Source organism: Sphingobium sp. BS19, from assembly GCF_027925545.1.
Lineage (GTDB): Bacteria > Pseudomonadota > Alphaproteobacteria > Sphingomonadales > Sphingomonadaceae > Sphingobium.
Genome location: NZ_BSEF01000002.1, coordinates 219,617 through 239,079, shown reverse-complemented (window position 1 = coordinate 239,079; position 19,463 = coordinate 219,617). Strand labels below are relative to the sequence as shown.

12 protein-coding genes are annotated in these 19,463 nt (G+C 61.0%); 8 read left to right on the top strand and 4 right to left on the bottom strand.

The features are described 5' to 3' along the window. Position 1 precedes the first annotated feature (1 nt). Both QMG56_RS03490 and QMG56_RS03485 read left to right on the top strand, forming a co-directional pair. Positions 2–871: an SMP-30/gluconolactonase/LRE family protein gene (locus tag QMG56_RS03490; RefSeq protein WP_375713636.1), complete on the top strand. Its 870-nt coding sequence runs from the start codon at positions 2–4 to the stop codon at positions 869–871. 21 nt (positions 872–892) lie between these two features. Beyond that, positions 893–2,308, top strand: a complete 1,416-nt coding sequence (locus tag QMG56_RS03485) for a sugar porter family MFS transporter (protein WP_281821237.1) — start codon at positions 893–895, stop codon at positions 2,306–2,308. Positions 2,309–2,362: 54 nt separating this feature from the next. Here QMG56_RS03485 and QMG56_RS03480 read toward each other — a convergent pair whose 3' ends face one another. Then, on the bottom strand, positions 2,363–3,430 hold the full coding sequence (locus QMG56_RS03480; RefSeq protein WP_281821180.1) for a LacI family DNA-binding transcriptional regulator: 1,068 nt from the start codon (positions 3,428–3,430) through the stop codon (positions 2,363–2,365). A 171-nt stretch (positions 3,431–3,601) separates the two neighbouring features. After that, positions 3,602–4,693 (bottom strand): glycoside hydrolase family 43 protein, encoded by a 1,092-nt coding sequence (locus tag QMG56_RS03475; protein ID WP_375713635.1) that lies wholly within the window; start codon positions 4,691–4,693, stop codon positions 3,602–3,604. A 138-nt stretch (positions 4,694–4,831) separates the two neighbouring features. Here QMG56_RS03475 and QMG56_RS03470 point away from each other — a divergent pair, with 138 nt between their 5' ends. Further along, positions 4,832–7,339 (top strand): glycoside hydrolase family 9 protein, encoded by a 2,508-nt coding sequence (locus tag QMG56_RS03470; RefSeq protein ID WP_281821178.1) that lies wholly within the window; start codon positions 4,832–4,834, stop codon positions 7,337–7,339. 23 nt (positions 7,340–7,362) lie between these two features. Here the strand turns inward: QMG56_RS03470 and QMG56_RS03465 are convergent, their stop codons facing one another. Beyond that, complete coding sequence (locus tag QMG56_RS03465; protein ID WP_281821177.1) at positions 7,363–8,907, bottom strand: tryptophan halogenase family protein; 1,545 nt, start codon at positions 8,905–8,907, stop codon at positions 7,363–7,365. 69 nt (positions 8,908–8,976) lie between these two features. Further along, positions 8,977–11,880 (bottom strand): TonB-dependent receptor, encoded by a 2,904-nt coding sequence (locus tag QMG56_RS03460; RefSeq protein WP_281821176.1) that lies wholly within the window; start codon positions 11,878–11,880, stop codon positions 8,977–8,979. A gap of 341 nt (positions 11,881–12,221) precedes the next feature. Here QMG56_RS03460 and QMG56_RS03455 point away from each other — a divergent pair, with 341 nt between their 5' ends. The 5 genes from QMG56_RS03455 (at position 12,222) to QMG56_RS03435 (ending at position 19,431) form a co-directional block, all read left to right on the top strand. After that, positions 12,222–12,905 (top strand): SapC family protein, encoded by a 684-nt coding sequence (locus QMG56_RS03455; RefSeq protein ID WP_281821175.1) that lies wholly within the window; start codon positions 12,222–12,224, stop codon positions 12,903–12,905. Positions 12,906–12,910: 5 nt separating this feature from the next. Further along, on the top strand, positions 12,911–13,933 hold the full coding sequence (locus tag QMG56_RS03450) for a cupin-like domain-containing protein (RefSeq protein ID WP_375713629.1): 1,023 nt from the start codon (positions 12,911–12,913) through the stop codon (positions 13,931–13,933). Between the two features lie 104 nt (positions 13,934–14,037). Beyond that, positions 14,038–15,111, top strand: coding sequence for an alpha/beta hydrolase family protein (locus tag QMG56_RS03445; RefSeq protein ID WP_281821174.1), 1,074 nt, complete (start codon positions 14,038–14,040; stop codon positions 15,109–15,111). Further along, positions 15,108–17,453, top strand: coding sequence for a glycoside hydrolase family 95 protein (locus QMG56_RS03440; RefSeq protein ID WP_281821173.1), 2,346 nt, complete (start codon positions 15,108–15,110; stop codon positions 17,451–17,453). Before QMG56_RS03445 ends, QMG56_RS03440 begins: the two co-directional genes overlap by 4 nt. 16 nt (positions 17,454–17,469) lie before the next feature. Further along, positions 17,470–19,431, top strand: a complete 1,962-nt coding sequence (locus tag QMG56_RS03435; protein ID WP_281821172.1) for a sialate O-acetylesterase — start codon at positions 17,470–17,472, stop codon at positions 19,429–19,431. Positions 19,432–19,463 lie beyond the last annotated feature (32 nt).

Sequence of the window (19,463 nt, the reverse complement as noted above, 5' to 3'; positions counted from 1 at the left end):
GATGGCAGGCGAAGTCCGGTCCGTCCTGAGCCTGGGCGCGACATTGGGCGAAGGCCCGATATGGGTCGCCCACGACGCGGCTTTGTGGTTCGTCGATATCAAGGCGCCATGCATCCATCGTTTCGATCCCGCGCTGGAGGCGGTGCGAAGCTGGACCGCTCCAGCGCAGATCGGCTGGATATTGCCGGACAGCAACGGTCGCTTTCTGGTGGGGCTTCAGACCGGCATCCATCGCTTCGATCCAGTCGATGGCGACTTTTCGCTCATCCATGCGCCGGAATTGCATCTGCCCGGTAACCGCTTGAACGACGCGACGGTTCACCCGGACGGTGCGCTCTGGTTCGGATCGATGGACGATTCCGAAACGGCGATCAGCGGTGTTTTCTATCGCATGGATCGGTCCGGCTGCGTCGCCAGCGGACTGGACGCCGTCAGCATCACCAATGGCCCCGCGGTCTCCCGCAATGGCGATATCCTTTACCATGTCGATACGATCGGCCGCACCATCTGGCGGAGCGTGATAGACGGCAGCGGCGTGCATGACGCTCGCGTGTTCGCCCAGATTGAGGAAGGCGCCGGATATCCCGATGGGCCGACCATCGACGCGGAAGGCTGCTTGTGGATCGGCCTGTTCGGCGGATGGGGGGTGCGGCGCTATGATCCGGCCGGAAAGCTGATGGCAAGCGTTGCCTTTCCCGTGGCGAATGTCACCAAAGTGGCCTTTGGTGGCGACGGGCTGGCGACGGCCTATGCCACCACGGCGGCCAAGGGATTGTCTCTGGCCGAGCGTCGAGCGCAACCACTGGCGGGCGATCTGTTCGCTTTCGATCCGGGGGTGTGCGGCGTACCTGGAATTCTCGCAAAACTATAAAATATAGGAAGGATAAGGATGATGGAGCAGGAGGGGAGCGCGGAGAAGGTCAATATGGCCTTTATCGCTGCAATCGTGGCGGTAGCTACCATTGGCGGCTTCATGTTTGGTTATGATTCCGGGGTCATCAACGGCACCCAGAAGGGGCTGGAATCGGCCTTCGATTTGGGCAAGCTGGGCATCGGCATCAACGTTGGTGCGATTCTGGTCGGATCGTCCATCGGCGCGTTCGGTGCCGGGCGCTTGGCGGACATCATCGGTCGACGCGGCGTGATGATGGTGTCAGCCATATTGTTTCTTGGTAGCGCTTTGCTCGCAGGGGCAGCCGGTTCCTCGGCGCTGTTCATCATTGCGCGGATTATCGGCGGTTTGGGCGTAGGTGCTGCCAGCGTTATTTCGCCGGTGTATATCTCGGAAGTCACCCCCGCCGCTGTGCGTGGTCGCTTGTCGAGTATCCAGCAGGTCATGATCATCACCGGCCTGACTGGCGCATTTGTAGCCAATTTCGCGCTGGCCCGCTATGCGGGCGGCTCCACGGCAACGCTATGGCTGGATTATCCGGCCTGGCGATGGATGTTCTGGCTGCAAGCGATTCCAGCGGCCATTTACTTGCTGGCGCTGCTGGCGATCCCGGAAAGCCCCCGCTATCTGGTGGCCCGGGGACGGGATGCCGATGCCGAAGTGGTACTGACGCGCCTGTTTGGCGCTCAGGAGGCGGCGCGGAAGGTCGTGGAAATCCGGGGTAGCCTGGCGGCGGATCATCATCGTCCGAAGCTGTCCGATCTGATCGACAAGGTCAGCGGCAAGGTGCGGCCTATCGTCTGGGCGGGCATCGGCCTGGCGATCTTCCAGCAGTTGGTGGGTATCAATGTCGTGTTTTATTATGGTGCGACCTTGTGGGAAGCTGTCGGCTTTTCAGAAGATAATGCGCTGCAGATCAACATCCTTTCGGGCGTGTTGTCGATCGGTGCGTGTCTCGCCACTATGACACTGGTGGATCGGGTGGGGCGCAAGCCGTTGCTGCTGACCGGTTCGGCAGGCATGGCCGCGACGCTGGGCGTTGTCGCTTGGGCCTTTTCCACGGCGATAACTGGAGCGGACGGTGGCGTGAGCTTGCCGGGCAGCAACGGTCTGATCGCGCTGATCGCAGCGAACCTTTACGTGATCTTTTTCAACCTCAGTTGGGGTCCGATCATGTGGGTCATGCTGGGCGAAATGTTCCCCAACCAGATCCGTGGATCGGGTCTGGCGGTCGCAGGATTTGCCCAATGGATTGCGAACGCGGCGATATCGGTCAGCTTCCCGGCGCTCGCAGCGTCGCCGGGTCTGGCGATTACCTATCTGGGCTACGCCGTCTTTGCATTCATCAGCTTCTTCTTCGTCCGCGCTATGGTTCATGAAACCAAGGGGCGGGAACTGGAAGACATGCAGGGCTGATAAACTATGCGCGCCGTTTCCGATCCGGAAGCGGCGCGCCTATGTCGCTGCTGATCAGGCCTTGGGCCGCATTCTGGGGGCGGCGTCGGACTGCCGCCGGACCAGACTATAATCCAGCATCACATGCGTTTCCGCCGTGTCGGCACCGGGTTTTGGGCGTCCGCGCATTTCGCGAACCAGCATCTCCACCGCCACCCGCGACATCTCTCCGATAGGCTGGTGGATCGTGGTCAGTTCGGGCCAGATGGTCGTCGCCAGCGGTGTATCGTCGAAGCCACAGACAGTCAGGTCGCTGGGCACGTCCATGCCTCGCCTATGCGCTACGGCAACCGTTGCAGCCGCCATATCGTCATTGCTTGCGAAGATGGCGCTGGGCCGGTTGGGCAGGTCCAGGATCGTTTCGGCAGCGTCCAGACCCGATCGATAGGTGAAATAGCCTTGCGCGCACAGGAACGGGTCATCGGCTATTCCCGCTTCGGTCAGGGCGGCGCGATAGCCTTCGAACCGGCGGTCGCTGGCGCTCAGATTGGGATTGCCCTTGATGAAACCGATCCGGCTGTGCCCCAATGTGATGAGGTGCTGTGTCATTTCATAGGCAGCCTGAAAATCGTCGATGCTCACAGCCAGCATGTCGCTTGGCGCGCGCCCAGTGGCAACCGCGACGGCCGGGATTGCTGCCTTGGCCAGCGCATCCAGCATTTCCTGGGAATCGCATAGCGGCGGCGGCAGGATAATGCCGCTGATCCGTCCGCTCTTCAACTGCTGCATAACGGCGGCGACTGACATGTCGTCACCGAATTTTTCCACCACGAGATGCACGCCGCTGCGCGCCGCCTGATCCAGGCTGCCCATCAGAAATTCGGAAAGATAGGAGGAGGAGGGGTTGGAATAGAGCAGGCCGATCCGCGTTTCTTCCCCACCGGCCAGGCTGCGCGCGGCAACGCTGGGCGAATAATTCAGCGCGGCGATCGACGCCTTAACCTTCTCCCGCGTTGTGGGGCGGACAGTCTGCTCGTCATTGATAACGCGCGATACGGTCATTGGCGACACGCCGGCATGCTTTGCAACGTCGTTGATCGTGGGCGCGTTATGTTGCCGTCGGGAAGTTCGCGAAGTTGTCATGGTTTCTCGCGCAGTTGGGAAGGAAAGCAATATCAGATTAGCATTGCCAATTTCCTATAGTAGCTGCGACGGGCAAGGCGAAACAATAATGACGTGACCGCTGTCGGTGCCATTTTGGTATTCTGTCTTGGCAAGCGGCCTCCCACGTGAACGCAGGAGGCCGCAAGGAGCTTACTTCAGCATCGGATCGATGGTGCGGATGGTGCCATCCGGATTATAGAACAATTCCGTGACCTTCACGTTGCGCAAGCGGGTCTGCCCCGAAAGCTGCGTGTCGGCATAAAAGAGCCACCAGCGACCGTTCCATTCGACGATGGAATGATGTGTCGTCCATCCGTCAACCGGCTCCAGGATGCGGCCTTTGTAGGTGAAGGGGCCGTAAGGGGAATCGCCAATGCCATAAGCGAGATAGTGGGTGTCGCCGGTGGAATAGCTGAAATAATATTTGCCCTTATACTTGTGCATCCACGACGCTTCGAAAAAGCGTCGGTCATGGTCGCCGCCCAACAGCGGCTTACCCTTGTCATCCACGATCTGAACGGAACGCGGCTTTTCGGCGAATTCGGTCATGTCGCCGGACAGTTTAGCGATCTGAGGCATCAGGGCGGGCTTGTCGTCCGCGCCCAAGTCGGTTTTCGATCCGTTGGGATCATATGTGCCGGTCACATTCCGCTGAAGCTGGCCGCCCCAGATGCCGCCGAAATACATATAGCTGCTGCCATCGTCGTCGGTGAAGACGGCGGGGTCGATCGAATAGCTACCCTTGATCGGCTGCGGTCTGGCTTTGAACGGACCCATCGGGTCTTTGGACGTGGCAACGCCGATACGGAACGCACCCTGCTTATCCTTGGCGGGGAAGTAGAGATAATAGGTGCCGTTCTTGAAGGCTGCGTCCGGTGCCCACATCTGCTTGTCGGCCCAGGGCACATCCTTCACATCCAGTGCGACGGGGCCAACGGTGACCGGGCCGCCGATCTTGTCCATCGACAGGATACGATAATCGCGCATTTCGAAATGCGCACCCAGATCGTCCTCGGGCGTCGGGCCATCGATATCGTGGCTGGGGTAGACATAGATCTTGCTGTTCCACACATGGGCGGATGGATCCGCAGTGTAGATGTCCTTCACCAGCGGCTGCGACAGATATTTTTTCGACGTGCCAGCCGCTGCATTATCGCCAGATACTGCACCGGGATCCTTCTGACAGGCTGAGGTCAGCGCCAGCAGCGCAAGCAAAAGGGGGCGTCCGCCGCCGATATTCATTTTCATAGGGTGTTCCTCTCCGGCTTATATCGAGCACGATAGCGATATCATTACAATCGCACAACTCCCACTGCTTTACCTTGCAAAATTGCCTATCACCGGTCAATGATAGCGCAACCATAAAAGGAGATGAGAGGCATGTTGCGACATTTGAGAGGCTGTGCGCTGGCTATCGGACTGCTGACGAGTGGATCAGCGCTCGCGCAATCCGCAGCGGCCGTCGATTTAAATGAAGCAGGCTATTTCGAGGGGGCAGGTGTCAATGTCCTCGTCTTTTCCAATACCTATGACGGACTGTTCGCCGATTCCAAGATCGGTGGCATAGAAATTATTCAGCAGGGACTTCGCAGCGCCACCAATGGCGACGTGCGCCTGTCCCCGACGCCGGGCCAATGGGATCCGGCTGCTGCCGTCGTTAGTCGCAAGGTGGATCGCCGGACGGGGGTGGTCGAAACGAGGCTGCGCTATGCGGAGTTGAAATGGGACTATGTCGTTCGGGCTGAGCGCAAGGGCGGGGCCGTGGTCATCAGCGTGGTGCTGGACAAGCCGCTGCCGAAAGCGCTGTCTGGCAAGGCCGGTTTCAACATGGAATTCCTGCCGTCCGCTTATTTTCATCACAGCTATGTGGCCGACGCCGCGACGGGCATATTCCCGCGCTATCCCGCCAGCGAAATGACCCTGACCGCAGAGCGCAACGCCGCGAGCGGGCGCAGCGAAGGGCCAGGGGCGGACCCTGTGCCGATCGCCAGCGCCTCGCGCTTCGTGCTGGCGCCCGAAGACCCGGCACGCCGCATTACCGTGAGCGGCAATGCGCCAATCATGCTGTATGACGGGCGCAATCAGGCACAAAATGGGTGGTTCGTGCTGCGGTCGCTGTTGCCTGAAGGGAAGAGCGGGACGGTGCTGCAATGGACCGTGGACGTCAATGCTGTGCCGGGATGGCTGCGCCCGCCGGTGATTGCGCACTCCCAACTGGGCTATGCCCCGGGTGGCGCCAAGGTGGCGACGGTGGAGCTGGATCGCAACGACAAACGTCGCCCGCCGCTTCGCCTGCTGCGGATCGGGGACAACGGCGCGCAGACGCCGGTTGCGACCGGGCCTGCGCGGGAATGGGGCGATTATCTGCGCTATCACTATCTGCAACTGGATTTCAGCGCTGTGAAGCAGTCGGGCCTCTACATGCTGGAATATGGGGATGTGCGCACTGCGCCGTTCCGGATCGCGCAGGATGTCTATGCCGATGCCTGGCATCCGACCAACGACGTCTATTTCCCGGTCGCGATGGACCATATGACGGTCAATGAAGCCTATCGCGTCTGGCATGGGGATTCCCATCGTGACGATGGCCGTCAGGCGCCGCTGAACCACGAACATATCGACCTCTATCGACAGGGACCGACGACCGACACGCCGTACAAGCCGGGAGAAACGATACCCGGCCTCAATGTCGGCGGCTGGTATGATGCGGGGGATTTCGATATCCGCACCCAGTCGCAATATGAGGTTATAAGATCGCTGGCGGAAAGCCGCGAACTGTATGGGCTGAACCGCGATACGGTCAGCGTCGATCCGGCACGGCGACATGTCGAGATCCACGTCCCCGACGGTAAGCCCGACATCGTGCAGCAGGTCGCACACGGCACCATCCAACTGCTGGCGCAGTTCGATGCAGTCGGCCATGCCATTCACGGCATCGTCGAGCCCGACGTGGCGCAATATACGCATCTGGGCGACGCGGTGAACAAGACCGACGGTCTTCCCTATGATGCTGGGCTCAAGCCCCAAGAAGTGCGCAATGGACGCAGCGGGACGCCGGACGATCGCTGGGTCTTCACCAGCAAATCCTCCGCGCTCAACTACGGTGCGATTGCTGGACTGGCGGCGGCGGCGCGGGTGTTGAAGGGGCAGGATGACAGTCTGGCGGATCGGGCCTTGGTGACTGCGGAAAAAGCCTGGGCGGGGGAGCAAACCCATGCGCCGGACCTGTTCAGCCATGGCAATACGACCGGCGGGCCGCTCGATGCGGAATCCTTCGCTGCTGCGGTTGAGCTGCTGCGCGCCACGCGCAAACCCGTTTATGCAGAGCGCGTGATGGCGTTGTGGCCCGATATCGCGAAGAATTTTCGCGGTAATGCAATGACGGCTGCCGCCGCCATTCCCTATATGCCCGCATCCTATCGTGCAGCGATGGAACCTGTTGTGCGGCAATGGGTGAAGGAAATTGAGGTAGCGGCGCGCGCCAATCCCTTTGGCGTGCCGATCACGACTGGCGGCTGGGCGGGGTCGGGTACGGTGATGGGTTATGCGCTTACCAGCGCGGCGCTGCACCGCGCGTTTCCCGACATCGTATCGAGCGAGGCAGTCTATCGCGGCATTGCCTTCATGACGGGGCATCATCCCGGGTCGGATATCTCCTTCGTTTCGGCGGTAGGGACGCGGTCAAAGGAAGTCGCCTATGGCAATAACCGGGCCGACTTTTCCTTTATCGCTGGTGGCGTAGTACCCGGCGTGTTGGTGGTGAAGCCGGACTTTCCGGAGAACCACGAGGACTGGCCGTTCTTTTGGGGCGAGAATGAATATGTCATTCCAGAAGGCGCGGCATGGATCGATCTGGCCAATGCGGCGGATAGGCTCAGTAAACCCTGATCGCTATGGCGGCCTGCAGCCCCTCAGACGGGTTGCAGGCCGTGCGCGACGATCTTGTCGATAAGGTCGCGGTGACGCGGCAGCCCGGCGCGCAGGCGCTCGGTCTGGCGGGCATTCTCCCGCATCGCCTGTTCCGCCAAGGCGTCGTCGCGGGCAAGCGCTTCAATCTCGACTTCGGTACGAAAGCCCATGCCGTACAGGACATATTGATAGCTGGCTGCGGGGAAGACTTCCTCGGCACGGTCGAACTCATCGTGAAACCAGGGCGAATGATAACGCCACAGCAGGAGCAGTTCCTGCAATCGATCCGGGATGCTGTCGGGCCGAACGTTGTCGCGCCAGAAGTCGCTGTCGGTGCGCTGGGTCAGGACATAGTGCAACTTCAGGAAATCGATAATGCGGCCCCAGCGATAAAGGGTCGTAGCGTTGAAGCGCGAGGCGACGACGTCCATCACCTCGCGGCAAGCGGGCATACGCTCGGCGATGATCTTGGCGGACAATTCGATCAGGACGATGGCCGAAGCTTCGAGCGGTTCCAAGAAGCCTGCTGCCAAGCCGACGGCGACGCAATTGCCCTTCCAGAATGTTTCACGATGGCCTGACCGGATGGGGATCTTGCGCGCGTTCAGGCCGTCTGCTGCAGGCCCGATATAGGCGCGTAGTTCCCTCTCTGCTTCGTCGTGCGAGATATGGCTGCTGGAATAGACATGGCCGGTGCCCCGCCGGGTCGGGACGCCGATGTCCCATATCCAGCCCGCGCTCTGGGCAGTCGAGATGGTGTGGGATGCAATCGGGCTGTCCGGGCTGTCATAGGGCACCTGCATGGCGATTGCGGTGTCGCAGAATAATATGTCGCTGCACTGTTTGAAGGGCACGCCCATCGCCTCGCCGATCAGCAGCGCCTTGAAACCGGTGCAGTCGATGAACAGGTCGCCTTCGATATCGCCAGCCTGCGTCGTAGTGACGCTGGCGATGTCGCCATTTTCGGCCATGTTGACACGCTCGACATCGGCCAGCACGTGACGGACGCCCAGCTTCGTGCAGCAATGCCGTTGCAGGAAGGGAGCGAATTTGCCTGCGTCCAGATGATAGGCATAGTTGGCGATCGCGTCATATTCCGCGGTAGCGATTGTCTTCGGCGCAAGGCCATCGTCGCAGATCGACCCCTGCGGCGTGACGGCATCACAGAAACTGCGGGCGCTTTCGCCTGCCATCCAGTGCGGGACCAGATTGACCTGGCCGAAACTCTGCGGAAGCATGAGGGGGTGATAATAGCCGTCGTTCGCCGCGCCCGTAGTCCAGCGGTTGAAGCGTGCGCCCTGTTTGAAGGCGGCGTCGCATTCTCGGAAGAAATCGGTTTCCGAAACGCCCATGCGCGATAGCGTAGTGCGCAGCGTGGGCCAGGTGCCTTCGCCAACGCCGATGATCGGAACATTGGGGGATTCGATCAGCGTAACGGAGAAGCCGCCGGGCATACGGCTTTGGTGATGCGCGGCGACGACACCGGCGGTGAGCCATCCGGCCGTTCCGCCGCCTACGATCACGATATGTTTGACGGGATTAATCATGCGACCAGCCACCATGAAAAGATGGGGGATGTCAACGCAAGGTCGACATCCCCCAGCAGGAGGGGTCCGTCAGAAGCGGTAGCGTGCGCCCAGCGTGAAGCGACGGCCATAAGCGTAAACGTCCAGCAACTGGTTCGAGAAGCGCCCGTGGGTGCTGATCGTTTCATTGGTGATGTTCAGCGTTTCGCCAAACACGCTGATGCGCTCGTTGATTTGATAGCTGCTGCTAAGATCGACCTGAAGGCTGGAGTTTACGAACGTCGGCTCCGCTCCGAAGGCCGAGTTGTTCTGCACCTGACCGAACTCACGCAGATATTTGTCGCGCCAGTTGACTGCAGTACGGAACTGGAAGCCGCTCTTGTCATAGAAAGCAACAAGGTTGGCAGAGTTGGCCAGGCCCGTGACAGCAAATCCGCTCTGGGAGAGATCGGTCTCGTCATAGGGCTTGTTCGTCTTGACGAAGGTGGCGTTGGCGTTGAAGCCGAAGCCGCTGTCACCAAAGACATGTTGCCACGCCAGTTCGACCCCCTTGATCGTGGCGGACGGACCGTTGACCCGTTGCGAGACGGTGAAGACCGCTGGAGCACCTGTCGTCGGATCGACTACGCCGTTGATCGTCTGGCGCTGAGTACCGGCGACAACGAAGTTCGACACATCCTTGATGAAGAAGTTGACGGATGCATAGGAGTTGCGCTGGTAATACCATTCCGCCGCGAGATCGAAATTGTCGGCGAGATAGGGCTGCAGGCTTGGATTGCCACCCGTCGCCGTGAGTGCGCCGACGCGCTGGCCGACACCCACGTTGAGAACCGGAGTCAGCGTGTTGAGGGCAGGGCGCGTCAACGTGCGCGACGCGTCGAACCGCAGATGCAGGCTGTCGGTCAGCTCCAGCTTCATGTCGATGCTCGGCAGGAAGTAGGAATAGCTGCTTTTCGTCGATAGCGGCTGGGTGGGACCGAAGCCGATTGTCAGCAACGTTGGATCAGCCGTGCTGCCTGTGATCGACGTTGGCAATCGTCCGACGCCTGCCGAAACCAGCTTGGTGATTTCTTCTCGCGCACCGGCATTGAAATGGAACGGCATACCGGCAACCTCGGCTTCGAAATTGACCCGGACATAGGCCGACCATGTTTTTTCACGCACGTCCTGAACACTACCCGGATCAAGGAGCAGATCAAACATGCCACGATAACCAAGCAGGCCATTGGTCGTGTCAGTCGGACCGGGATAGTTAAAGCCCGGCACGTTTTGCGCATATGGATTGCCCAAGCCTTCCAACAGACGCTGATATTCTTTCGCATCATAGCGCAACAGACCGGGGGGCAGAACGCCGGAAAAACCGGGGATGAAGTTATCGGTGCCAATCGTGCCCTTGACGAGACTTGCGGGGATCAGCACGCCGCTACCCTGTCCGGACGGCCCACCATAACCGGCATAGGCTTGCCAGAAATTATTGGTGAAGGTGCTGCTGTTCTGGAGCTTGAAGCGATCCTCCATATAGCGACCGCCGAACTTGATGGTCAGGTTATCCTGTTCCCAAGTCGCACCCAAACGGAATTGCTTGATCTCGTCGCTGTTAAGCTGCTGCTGACGCACGGTGACGTGCGATCCGATGATGCTTGGGTCGGTCCAGCGCGATGCGTCACCGTTGGGACCAAAGGCCGTCAGTTCCGGGAACGCCTTGCTGCTGCTACCGGAGACACGGATGCCGTTGGTGGTGCCGAGAAGGCCGCCATAGCCGATATCGCCATTTTCACTGGTGATCTCGCCGCCGGGATTTTGACGGCTCTTGGAGTAGCTGGCGTCCGCTTCGATCTTCAGATTGGCTGTCGCGTCCCACTTGACGTTGAAACCGACCTGGTTGGTTTCCAAAACGCGCGTGTCGGTGCCGGCAGTGAAGTCGGTCGGCGAACCTTGCTGGATGAAGTCGACAGTGGTGCCGTTTTCATCCTGTTCGACATTGCGCATCGACCCTTGGTTGAACCAGACGCCGAAGCCGGAGATGTCCGTGACGATCTTCTGCCGCGAATAATTGTCGTCCAACGTGAGGACTACGTCGTCGGAGGGTGCCCACTGCAGCGCGATGCGGCCATCGATACGCTCATCTTTGGTATAGCGCTGATCGGCACCATATTGCTGGCCGTACCAGCCAACAACGCTTTTCCTGTTAGACGGGGTCGATGTGACATCATCCGATGGTGCGCAGGTTGCCGCTGCACTGCCTGCCAGCTGGCACGGTGCGAACAGGCCGCCCTGCCAACCTGAGACGTAGACACGGTTCACTTGTGTGTCGCGGCGGGTGTAGATGCCGTCGACCAAAATGCCGAGCGTATCGTCTGCGAAGGTCTTGCTGAACAGCGCGCCGACGGTCGGCACGATTTTACCCGCATCGTCCTGGACCGATCCCGAGGCACTGAACGCGACGCGTGTGCCGGGGCTGTCGAAGGGCTTGGGATAGGAAATGTTGACAGTGGCGCCAATCGAACTGCTCGACAGCGATACGTCCGGTGTTTTCAATACGGCAAGCTGGCCGACGAAATCGGCACCGACCGAGGAGAAATCGACGGAGCGACCGCCCGTGGCGGTCGAGATACGGCGACCGTCAATCAGTGTTTCATTGAAGTCGCCGCCGAAGCCACGCACCGTGATACCGTCCGGCTCACCGCGAGAGCCTGAGCGGTTGATAGATACGCCGGGAAGGCGCTGCAGCGAGGCTGCGACGTTCGAGTCAGGGAATTTGCCGATGTCTTCCGACGAGATCACATCGACGACGCCGGCAGAAGACCGTTTGATGTCGAGATTGCGCTGGAGCGATCCACGGATGCCGGTAACGATGATATCGGTATCGCCGGCAGGCAGTTCCGCAGCGCTGGCTTGATCGGCAGCTTGATCAGCCGCCTGCTGTGCATGGGCGGACATCGTGACTGACAATGCTGCCAGACTGACGGCACCCGCCATCAGTCTTTTTCTCATGTTCACTGATGGTTTCACAGCCGACAGAGCGCGATTAGTATGCAAGTTATTCATTATCCTCCCCTTCATCCTCTACGGAATGCGTTCATACGGATCGTTTTCGCCCGGTATGACAGCTTATAACGGAGGATCGAAACACCTGCTGCTATGACAGCGATGGTATCCCGAACCTCCCAGCTTGCGATTATGGTAGCGCTATCTAATGTGTAGATCAACATCTATTGTAGGAGTATTCTTTCAACGCATTTTGAGGGCATAAGAAGCCAGAAATGCAGCGTTGCAGGCTGTCCTTGGGCAACCGGTAAGGCGTATGCAGATGGAATAATTGAGAGGAGGATGGCTTGGATTCGCTAGAAATTCTGAACCCGCAAATTCACGGCGAACTGCGGCTGCAGCGCGATTTTCCGTTATCGAATCACTTCGTGCGTATTGTCCCGAGCGAGTTTGCGGCAGCGGCGGTCGCCTGCCCGATCTTCTTTTCCAAGCATAGGGAAACGGGCGCGTTTTATCCGGGCGCTGCGCTTGGGCTGCGCCCCGGCGAACTGCTCGTCGACCGCCCCGATGGCAAGGCCGCATTCGAATCGCTCGAATCGGTTCGGGAAGGGTTTTTCGCCACGGATGACAACATATCGATCGACGCCGCGCATTCACGATTCGCTGCAGAGGATGGTCACCGCCTTTTCGAGCCTGACGGCGCACCTGCTCCGGCGCTCCGCCGTATCCAGTCCGCGCTTGGCGCGCTGGTGGTTGGCACGCAGGAGGCGGAACAATTCATCGCCGCCTTGCTGGCGCACCGGTTGATCGAGCCGCTCGACATATCGTTGAGCTTTGACGATGGCGAAAAGCTATCGTTGCAGGGCCTGTTCACGGTTAGTCTGGACAGGTTACGGCGTCTTGACGATGCATCCGTCCTGGCGCTGTTCCGGGCGGGCCATCTCCAACTTGCCTACACGATGATCGGATCATTGCAGCAAGTTGGGATTCTGGCTCGCCGTCGTAACGACCGACTGACAGGAACATTGTAGGCGCAATGGCGACACATGCCGACATCGTTGATACGTGGGACGCAGGAGATCTTCGCGATGTCCAATCCCTCGCTGCTATGGTCTCTGCTTGTCGGCCGGTCGTCATTCGTGGGCTGTGTGCGGATTGGCCAGCCGTGCATGCGGCAGCAGCGTCGGTAGAGCATGGCGCGGCTTATGTTGGGCAGTTCGATGCCGGAACCACGGCGGAGGCCTTTGTCGGAAGTGCCGATCTGGCGGGCCGCTTTCATTATGGCGACAAGGTGGACGGCTTCAACTTCGTTCGAGATTCGGCAGGAATAAGCGAACATATCCGGCAGATCGTCGTCAGCGCAACGGATCGTGAGGCCTCCACTCGTTATCTGGGATCATTGCCAATCGACATCCACCTGCCCGGATTTACGCGGCATAATATGGTTCCCGCTATGCCGCCTTCGGTCGCCCCGCGAATTTGGATCGGCAACGCCTCCGTCATCGCCTGTCATTACGACACATATGACAATCTGGCTTGCGTCGTGGCCGGACGCCGCCGGTTTACCCTGTATCCGCCTGATGCGATCGGCGATCTGTATGTTGGGCCAATCGACCATACTATGGCGGGGCAGCCCGTCAGCCTGGCCGCGAACGCGGGAGAGGCGGATGCCCGATATCCGCGTTTCGCCGCTGCGCGCGACCGAGCTTTAGTGGTCGACCTTGACGCCGGGGACGCGCTGTATCTGCCCAAATTGTGGTGGCACCAGGTCGAGGCGACGTCTCCCTTCAACATATTGGTGAACTACTGGTGGGACAATTTCAGCATTGGCCCGGACGCGCCGTACACTGCGATGCTGTTGTCGATGATCGCAATCGCCGAACGGCCGGAGGCGGAGAGGGCGGCGTGGCGCGCCTATTTCGACCATTATGTGTTTCGACCGGACGGACATCCTCTGGCCCATCTTCCGCCAGAAAAACACGGGGTGCTCGGCAGGATGGCGTCAGGAAATTACGGGCGGATACGCGCGCTGGTGATGCGACTGCTGCGGGACGTCTAGGCCGACAGCCACTTGACTGACGTTTTGGTTGCGCTACCAATGGCGCGGCGGGCGGCTGTCGACCCGTGGCAGCGATATGCTGACCTATAGGGAGGGCGAGGGCGATGAAGCGCTGTGTCAGTGTATGGAGCATGGCTGTGGCAACCATGCTGGCCTGCGTTCCGCCGGTCCTCGCGCAGGTGGCGACAAGCGCGCCCGCGGTCGTACCCGGCGCTCTGCCAGCCACGGTCACGCAAATCACGGTCCATGCCCCGTCAATCGCGGGCAATCTGGAGGGCGAAAGCGCTGAACGGGCTGTGCTGGTCATCCTTCCTCCCAGCTATGGCACTGATCTCAAGCGCCGCTATCCCGTGGTCTACGCGCTACACGGCTATTCGATTGGAGCGGAGCAATGGGCCAAGGAAATCCATGTACCCCAGACAGTGGAAGGTGCCTTTGCAAAGGGCGCCAGAGACATGATCGTGGTCATGCCCGATGCCAAAACCATCCATAACGGCTCCATGTATTCCAGTTCCGTCACGACGGGCGATTTCGAGCGGTTCATTGCGCATGATCTGATCCGGTACATCGACAGCCATTATCGTACGATTGCCGATCGGAAGAGCAGGGGTCTCGCCGGGCACAGCATGGGCGGATATGGGACGACCCGTATCGGCATGAAACATGCGGACATATTCGGCGCGCTCTATATGATGAGTCCCTGCTGTCTCTCGCCCCGGGCGGCAGCGCAACTCGATCCGGCTACGGCCACATTGCTGGATGCGGTCAAGACACCGGCTGACTCCGCATCCCTCCCTTTCCTGGCCCGTGCGCAACTTGCGACGGCTGCGGCTTGGTCACCCAATCCCAAAAAGCCGCCGCTTTATCTGGATCTGCCCGATGGAAGCAGCGAACATAGGGATGCGGTCTTGGCCAAATGGGCGGCCAATGCGCCCTTGGCCTTCGTAGACCAGTATATCGGCGATCTTCGGCGCTATAAGGCGATTGCCATCGATGTTGGCGACAAGGACGGCTTAAAGGACGACGCCCGCACGCTGCACGAGCGGCTGGACGAGTATGGCATTGCAAACAGCTTTGAAATCTATGACGGCGACCACACCAATCATGTCGCGTCGCGGTTTCAGGACCATGTCCTACCCTTCTTCAGCCAGCACCTGACCTTCCCCCCCGTCGGATGACGGGCAGAGGCATCATGGCCCTGACGCGCCGGGGCCTGTTGGCGCTATTGCCAGCGGGTTTGGCGGCTGGCGTCGCGCGTGCGCGCCCTGCGCAGCGCCCCAAGCAGCGTTTGTGGTACAGGGCGCCGGCCAGCGCATGGACTGAGGCGCTGCCCGTCGGCAACGGGCGGATTGGCGCGATGATCTTTGGCGGCATCGGCCAGGAGCGATTGCAACTGAATGAGGACAGCTTCTGGTCGGGAGCCCCTTACGATCCAGTCAACCCGCAGGCGCTGGGTGCCATGGCCGAGCTGCGCCGACGAATCTTTGCGGGCGATATCGCTGGTGCCGAGGCGCTGGCCGATGCGAAGGTAATGGCTCGGCCGTTGAGCCAAGCGGCCTATCAGACACTGGGCAGCCTTCTGATCGAGATGTCCGGCGCGAAGGGCGACCCCACAGGGTATGAACGATCGCTCGATCTCGACACGGGACTGGCCGAAACGCTGTTCACGATAGCAGGCGTCACCTATCGGCGGCGCGTGGTCGCCTGCCCCGTCAACCAAGTGATCGCGGTGCATCTAAGCGCCAGCCGGGGAGGAATGATTAACTGTCGCCTGTCCTGGGATCAGGTGGGCGCGGACTGGTCGGTGGATGCGACGGCGGGCGATACGCTGCGCCTGTCGGGCAGGAATGGCGATCATGGGCCGATCAAGGGTGCCCTGCGCTTCGACATGCGGTGCAAGGCAGTGTGTCCGAGCGGGCAGGTTGCGCGGGATGGGGAGGGGCTGGTCGTAAGCGGCGGCGATGAGATGACGCTGCTGATTGCGATGGCGACCAGCTATAAACGGTTTGACGACGTGTCGGGTGATCCCACCGCGGTTACGGCGGCGCAGATTACCGCCGCACAGACCCAGAGCTTCGCGCAGATCGCGGCGCAGGCGCGGGATGAGCACCGCCGGCTGTTCCGGCGTGTGTCGATTGATCTGGGTACAAGTGCAGCGGCGGAGCTGCCCACCGACGAGCGGGTGCGGAGATCGGGCGCGGGCGACGATCCGGCGCTGGCGGCGCTCTACTTCGATTATGGACGCTATTTGCTCATTGCTTCGTCACGGCCTGGAAGTCAGCCTGCCAATCTTCAGGGGATATGGAACAACAGCGCGTCGCCGCCCTGGGGCAGCAAATATACGATCAACATCAATACCCAGATGAATTACTGGCCGGCGGAAACCACGGCCCTGCCGGAATGCGTTGAGCCGCTGATCCAGATGGTGCGGGAGATGGCGGTGACGGGGGCGCGGACGGCGCGCACCATGTACGGCGCACGGGGATGGGTGGCGCATCACAATGTCGACCTGTGGCGCGCAACGGCTCCGATCGACGGGGCGCAGTTCGGCCTTTGGCCGATGGGTGGCGCGTGGTTGTGTCGGCATTTGTGGGATCATTATGAATATAGGCCAGACGCGGCCTATCTGGCGTCGATCTATCCGCTGCTGAAGGGCGCGGCGCTGTTTTTCCTCGATACGCTTCAGGTCGATCCTAGGACGGGGCATCTCGTCACTAATCCGTCCATGTCACCCGAAAACCCGCACGGCCATGGGGGAACGTTGGACTATGCCCCGACCATGGACATGCAGATATTGGCCGACCTGTTCGACGCGACTGTTGCGGCGGCGGGGCTGCTCGACGGCGACAAACCATTTGCAGACGAAGTTGTCGCGGCGCGCGCGCGGCTATTGCCGATGCAGGTTGGTCGGCAGGGGCAGTTGCAGGAATGGCCGCAGGATTGGGACGCCGATGCCCCTGACCAGCAGCACCGTCATGTTTCGCATCTCTACGGTCTCTACCCGTCCCGGCTGATCGACGTCGACCGGACGCCCGATCTGGCGAGGGCCGCGCGGCGGTCGCTGGAGATCCGGGGTGACAAGGCGACGGGCTGGGCCACGGCCTGGCGCATCAACCTTTGGGCGCGGCTGCGCGAGGGCAACCGGGCGCACGGCATATTGAACTTCCTGCTCGGGCCGGAGCGAACCTATCCGAACCTGTTCGACGCACATCCGCCTTTCCAGATCGACGGTAATTTCGGCGGCACCGCGGGCATCGTGGAGATGCTGCTGCAAAATTACGGCGACACTATCCATCTTTTGCCAGCCTTGCCGGACGCTTGGCCCAACGGGGCCGTCACAGGCCTTCGAACCCGGGGCGATTGCACGATCGATGTCGCCTGGCAGGATGGGGGCTTACAATCAGCGCGATTGCGGGCGCCGCCCAAAACGATGCGGACGGTGCGCTGGGGCGCGACGGTGCGACAGGTCGAGATTGGCGCAGAGGGTGCAATCACGCTGTCGCCCAGCAGCTTCCGATGACTCACGAGGAATGTGCATGAAACCTCAACTTTCCTGTCCACTGGCAGCCTTTTTCGGATTCGGCCTGTTAAGTTTCTCCGCAGTAGCTAGCGGCGCTCCGCCTCGACTGGACCCGGCCCTGAGTGACTATGCCGTGATCCAGCGTGACCGCCCCGTCGTGGTGAACGGCGATGCGGGGGCGGGGGATGCCGTGACCGTTACGCTCGGCCAGGAACGCAAGGCTGTGTCCGCTGACAGGCAGGGCCGTTTTTCCGCGCGGTTCTCTCCAATCGCTACGCCGGGGCCAGTCAGTCTTTCGGTGGAAAATGCGGATGGACGCACGGTGGCGCGCGATACGCTGGTGGGGGATGTGTTTCTGTGTTCGGGCCAGTCCAACATGGAGATGGAAGTCAAATTGGCCCAGAACAGCGGGGCGGCGGGCGTTCCGGCAGACGATCAGTTGCGCCTGATGACTATCGAAAAGCGGATAGCCGATGCGCCCCAGATTCGCTTTGCTACGTCGCCATCCTGGGCGGTGGCCAGTCGGGATGCGGTCCAGAATTTCTCGGCATCCTGCTATTACATGGCGCGCGAATGGCGGGCGTCGGCGAAGGTGCCGGTCGGGGCCATCGCCAGCAGTTGGGGTGGATCGCAGATCAGCCCGTGGATGGGCGAAAAGGCGCAGGCCACAGTGGGGCGTGCCGATCAATCGGCCCTACTTGCCCTACATGCCCGCAACGTGGCGGCCGGGGAACAGGCCGCGAGCGCTGCTTGGGAAAAGTGGTGGCGGGACGAAACCGGAGACAAGGCGGGGCGCGAACCCTGGCAGCAGGGCAGCACCGTGGCATGGGTGCCGGTCCCGCGTGTCGGTCCGTGGGAGAGCTGGGGGGTGCCGACATTAGCAGACTATAACGGCATGCTGTGGTTCCGGCGCGATATCGTACTGACGGCGCAGCAGGCAGCGCAGGGCGCAACCGTAAATCTGGGGACGCTGGACGATGTCGGGCGGCTGTGGATCAACGGTACAGGCGTAGGCATGAGCGCGCAGGCTTGGAAACCCAATAGCTTTGCCATCCCCGCCGGGGTGCTGCGCGCCGGGCGCAACAGCCTTACCCTCAATGTGTCGGACGGCTATCAAACCGGGGGGATGCTGGGGCCCGCGGATGCGATAAATATCGTCTTTGCCGATGGCGGATCTGTGCCGATGGCCGATGGCTGGACCTACGCCATGGCCGCTGCGACCCAATCGAGCGCGCCGCGCGTGCCGTGGAGCGACCTGGCAGGCGCCGGCACGATGTATAACGCCATGATCGCGCCGCTGGGTGAGATCGGATTGAAGGGTGTCGCCTGGTATCAGGGCGAGTCCGACACCGGCATTCCCGGCTATGCGGGGCGCATGACGGCGCTGATGGCCGATTGGCGGCGTCAGTTCGCGACGCCGGACCTCGCCTTCGTTGCCGTCCAGTTGGCGGGATATGACCGACCTGCGACCGTCCCGTCCGAAAGCGGCTGGGCTAATGTGCGGTACGACGCTTACCGCGCGTCCCTGGCGGATGGCCATGCAGGCTTGGCGACCGCCATAGATCTGGGCGATCCCTATGACATCCATCCGGGTGAAAAGCAGGAAGTGGGACGGCGACTGGCGCGGGCCATGCGCGGCGCTGTCGAGGGCGACAGGGGGGCGGCACTCGGCCCGCAGATAGTGTCGGCGACCAGCGATAGCGCGGGCGCCATATCGTTGCGCTTCACGGGCGTGACAGGCGGTCTGCATCTGCGCAGCAGCAATGTCGCCATCGGTTTCGAACTGTGCGGGACGCAGTCAGGTTCCTGCCGCTATGCCAGCGCCCGGCTGGACGGCGATAGACTTGTCCTGGCAGGCGACGGCGCGCCGACTACGCGGGTTCGCTATGCCTGGGCGGACTATCCGGTGGTAAACCTGTACGATGGTATGTCGCTTCCGATAGGCTCTTTCGAGATCGCGGTCACACCGCAGCATTGATCGGAGCCGAAACGGCTCAAGGGGTGGCAGGC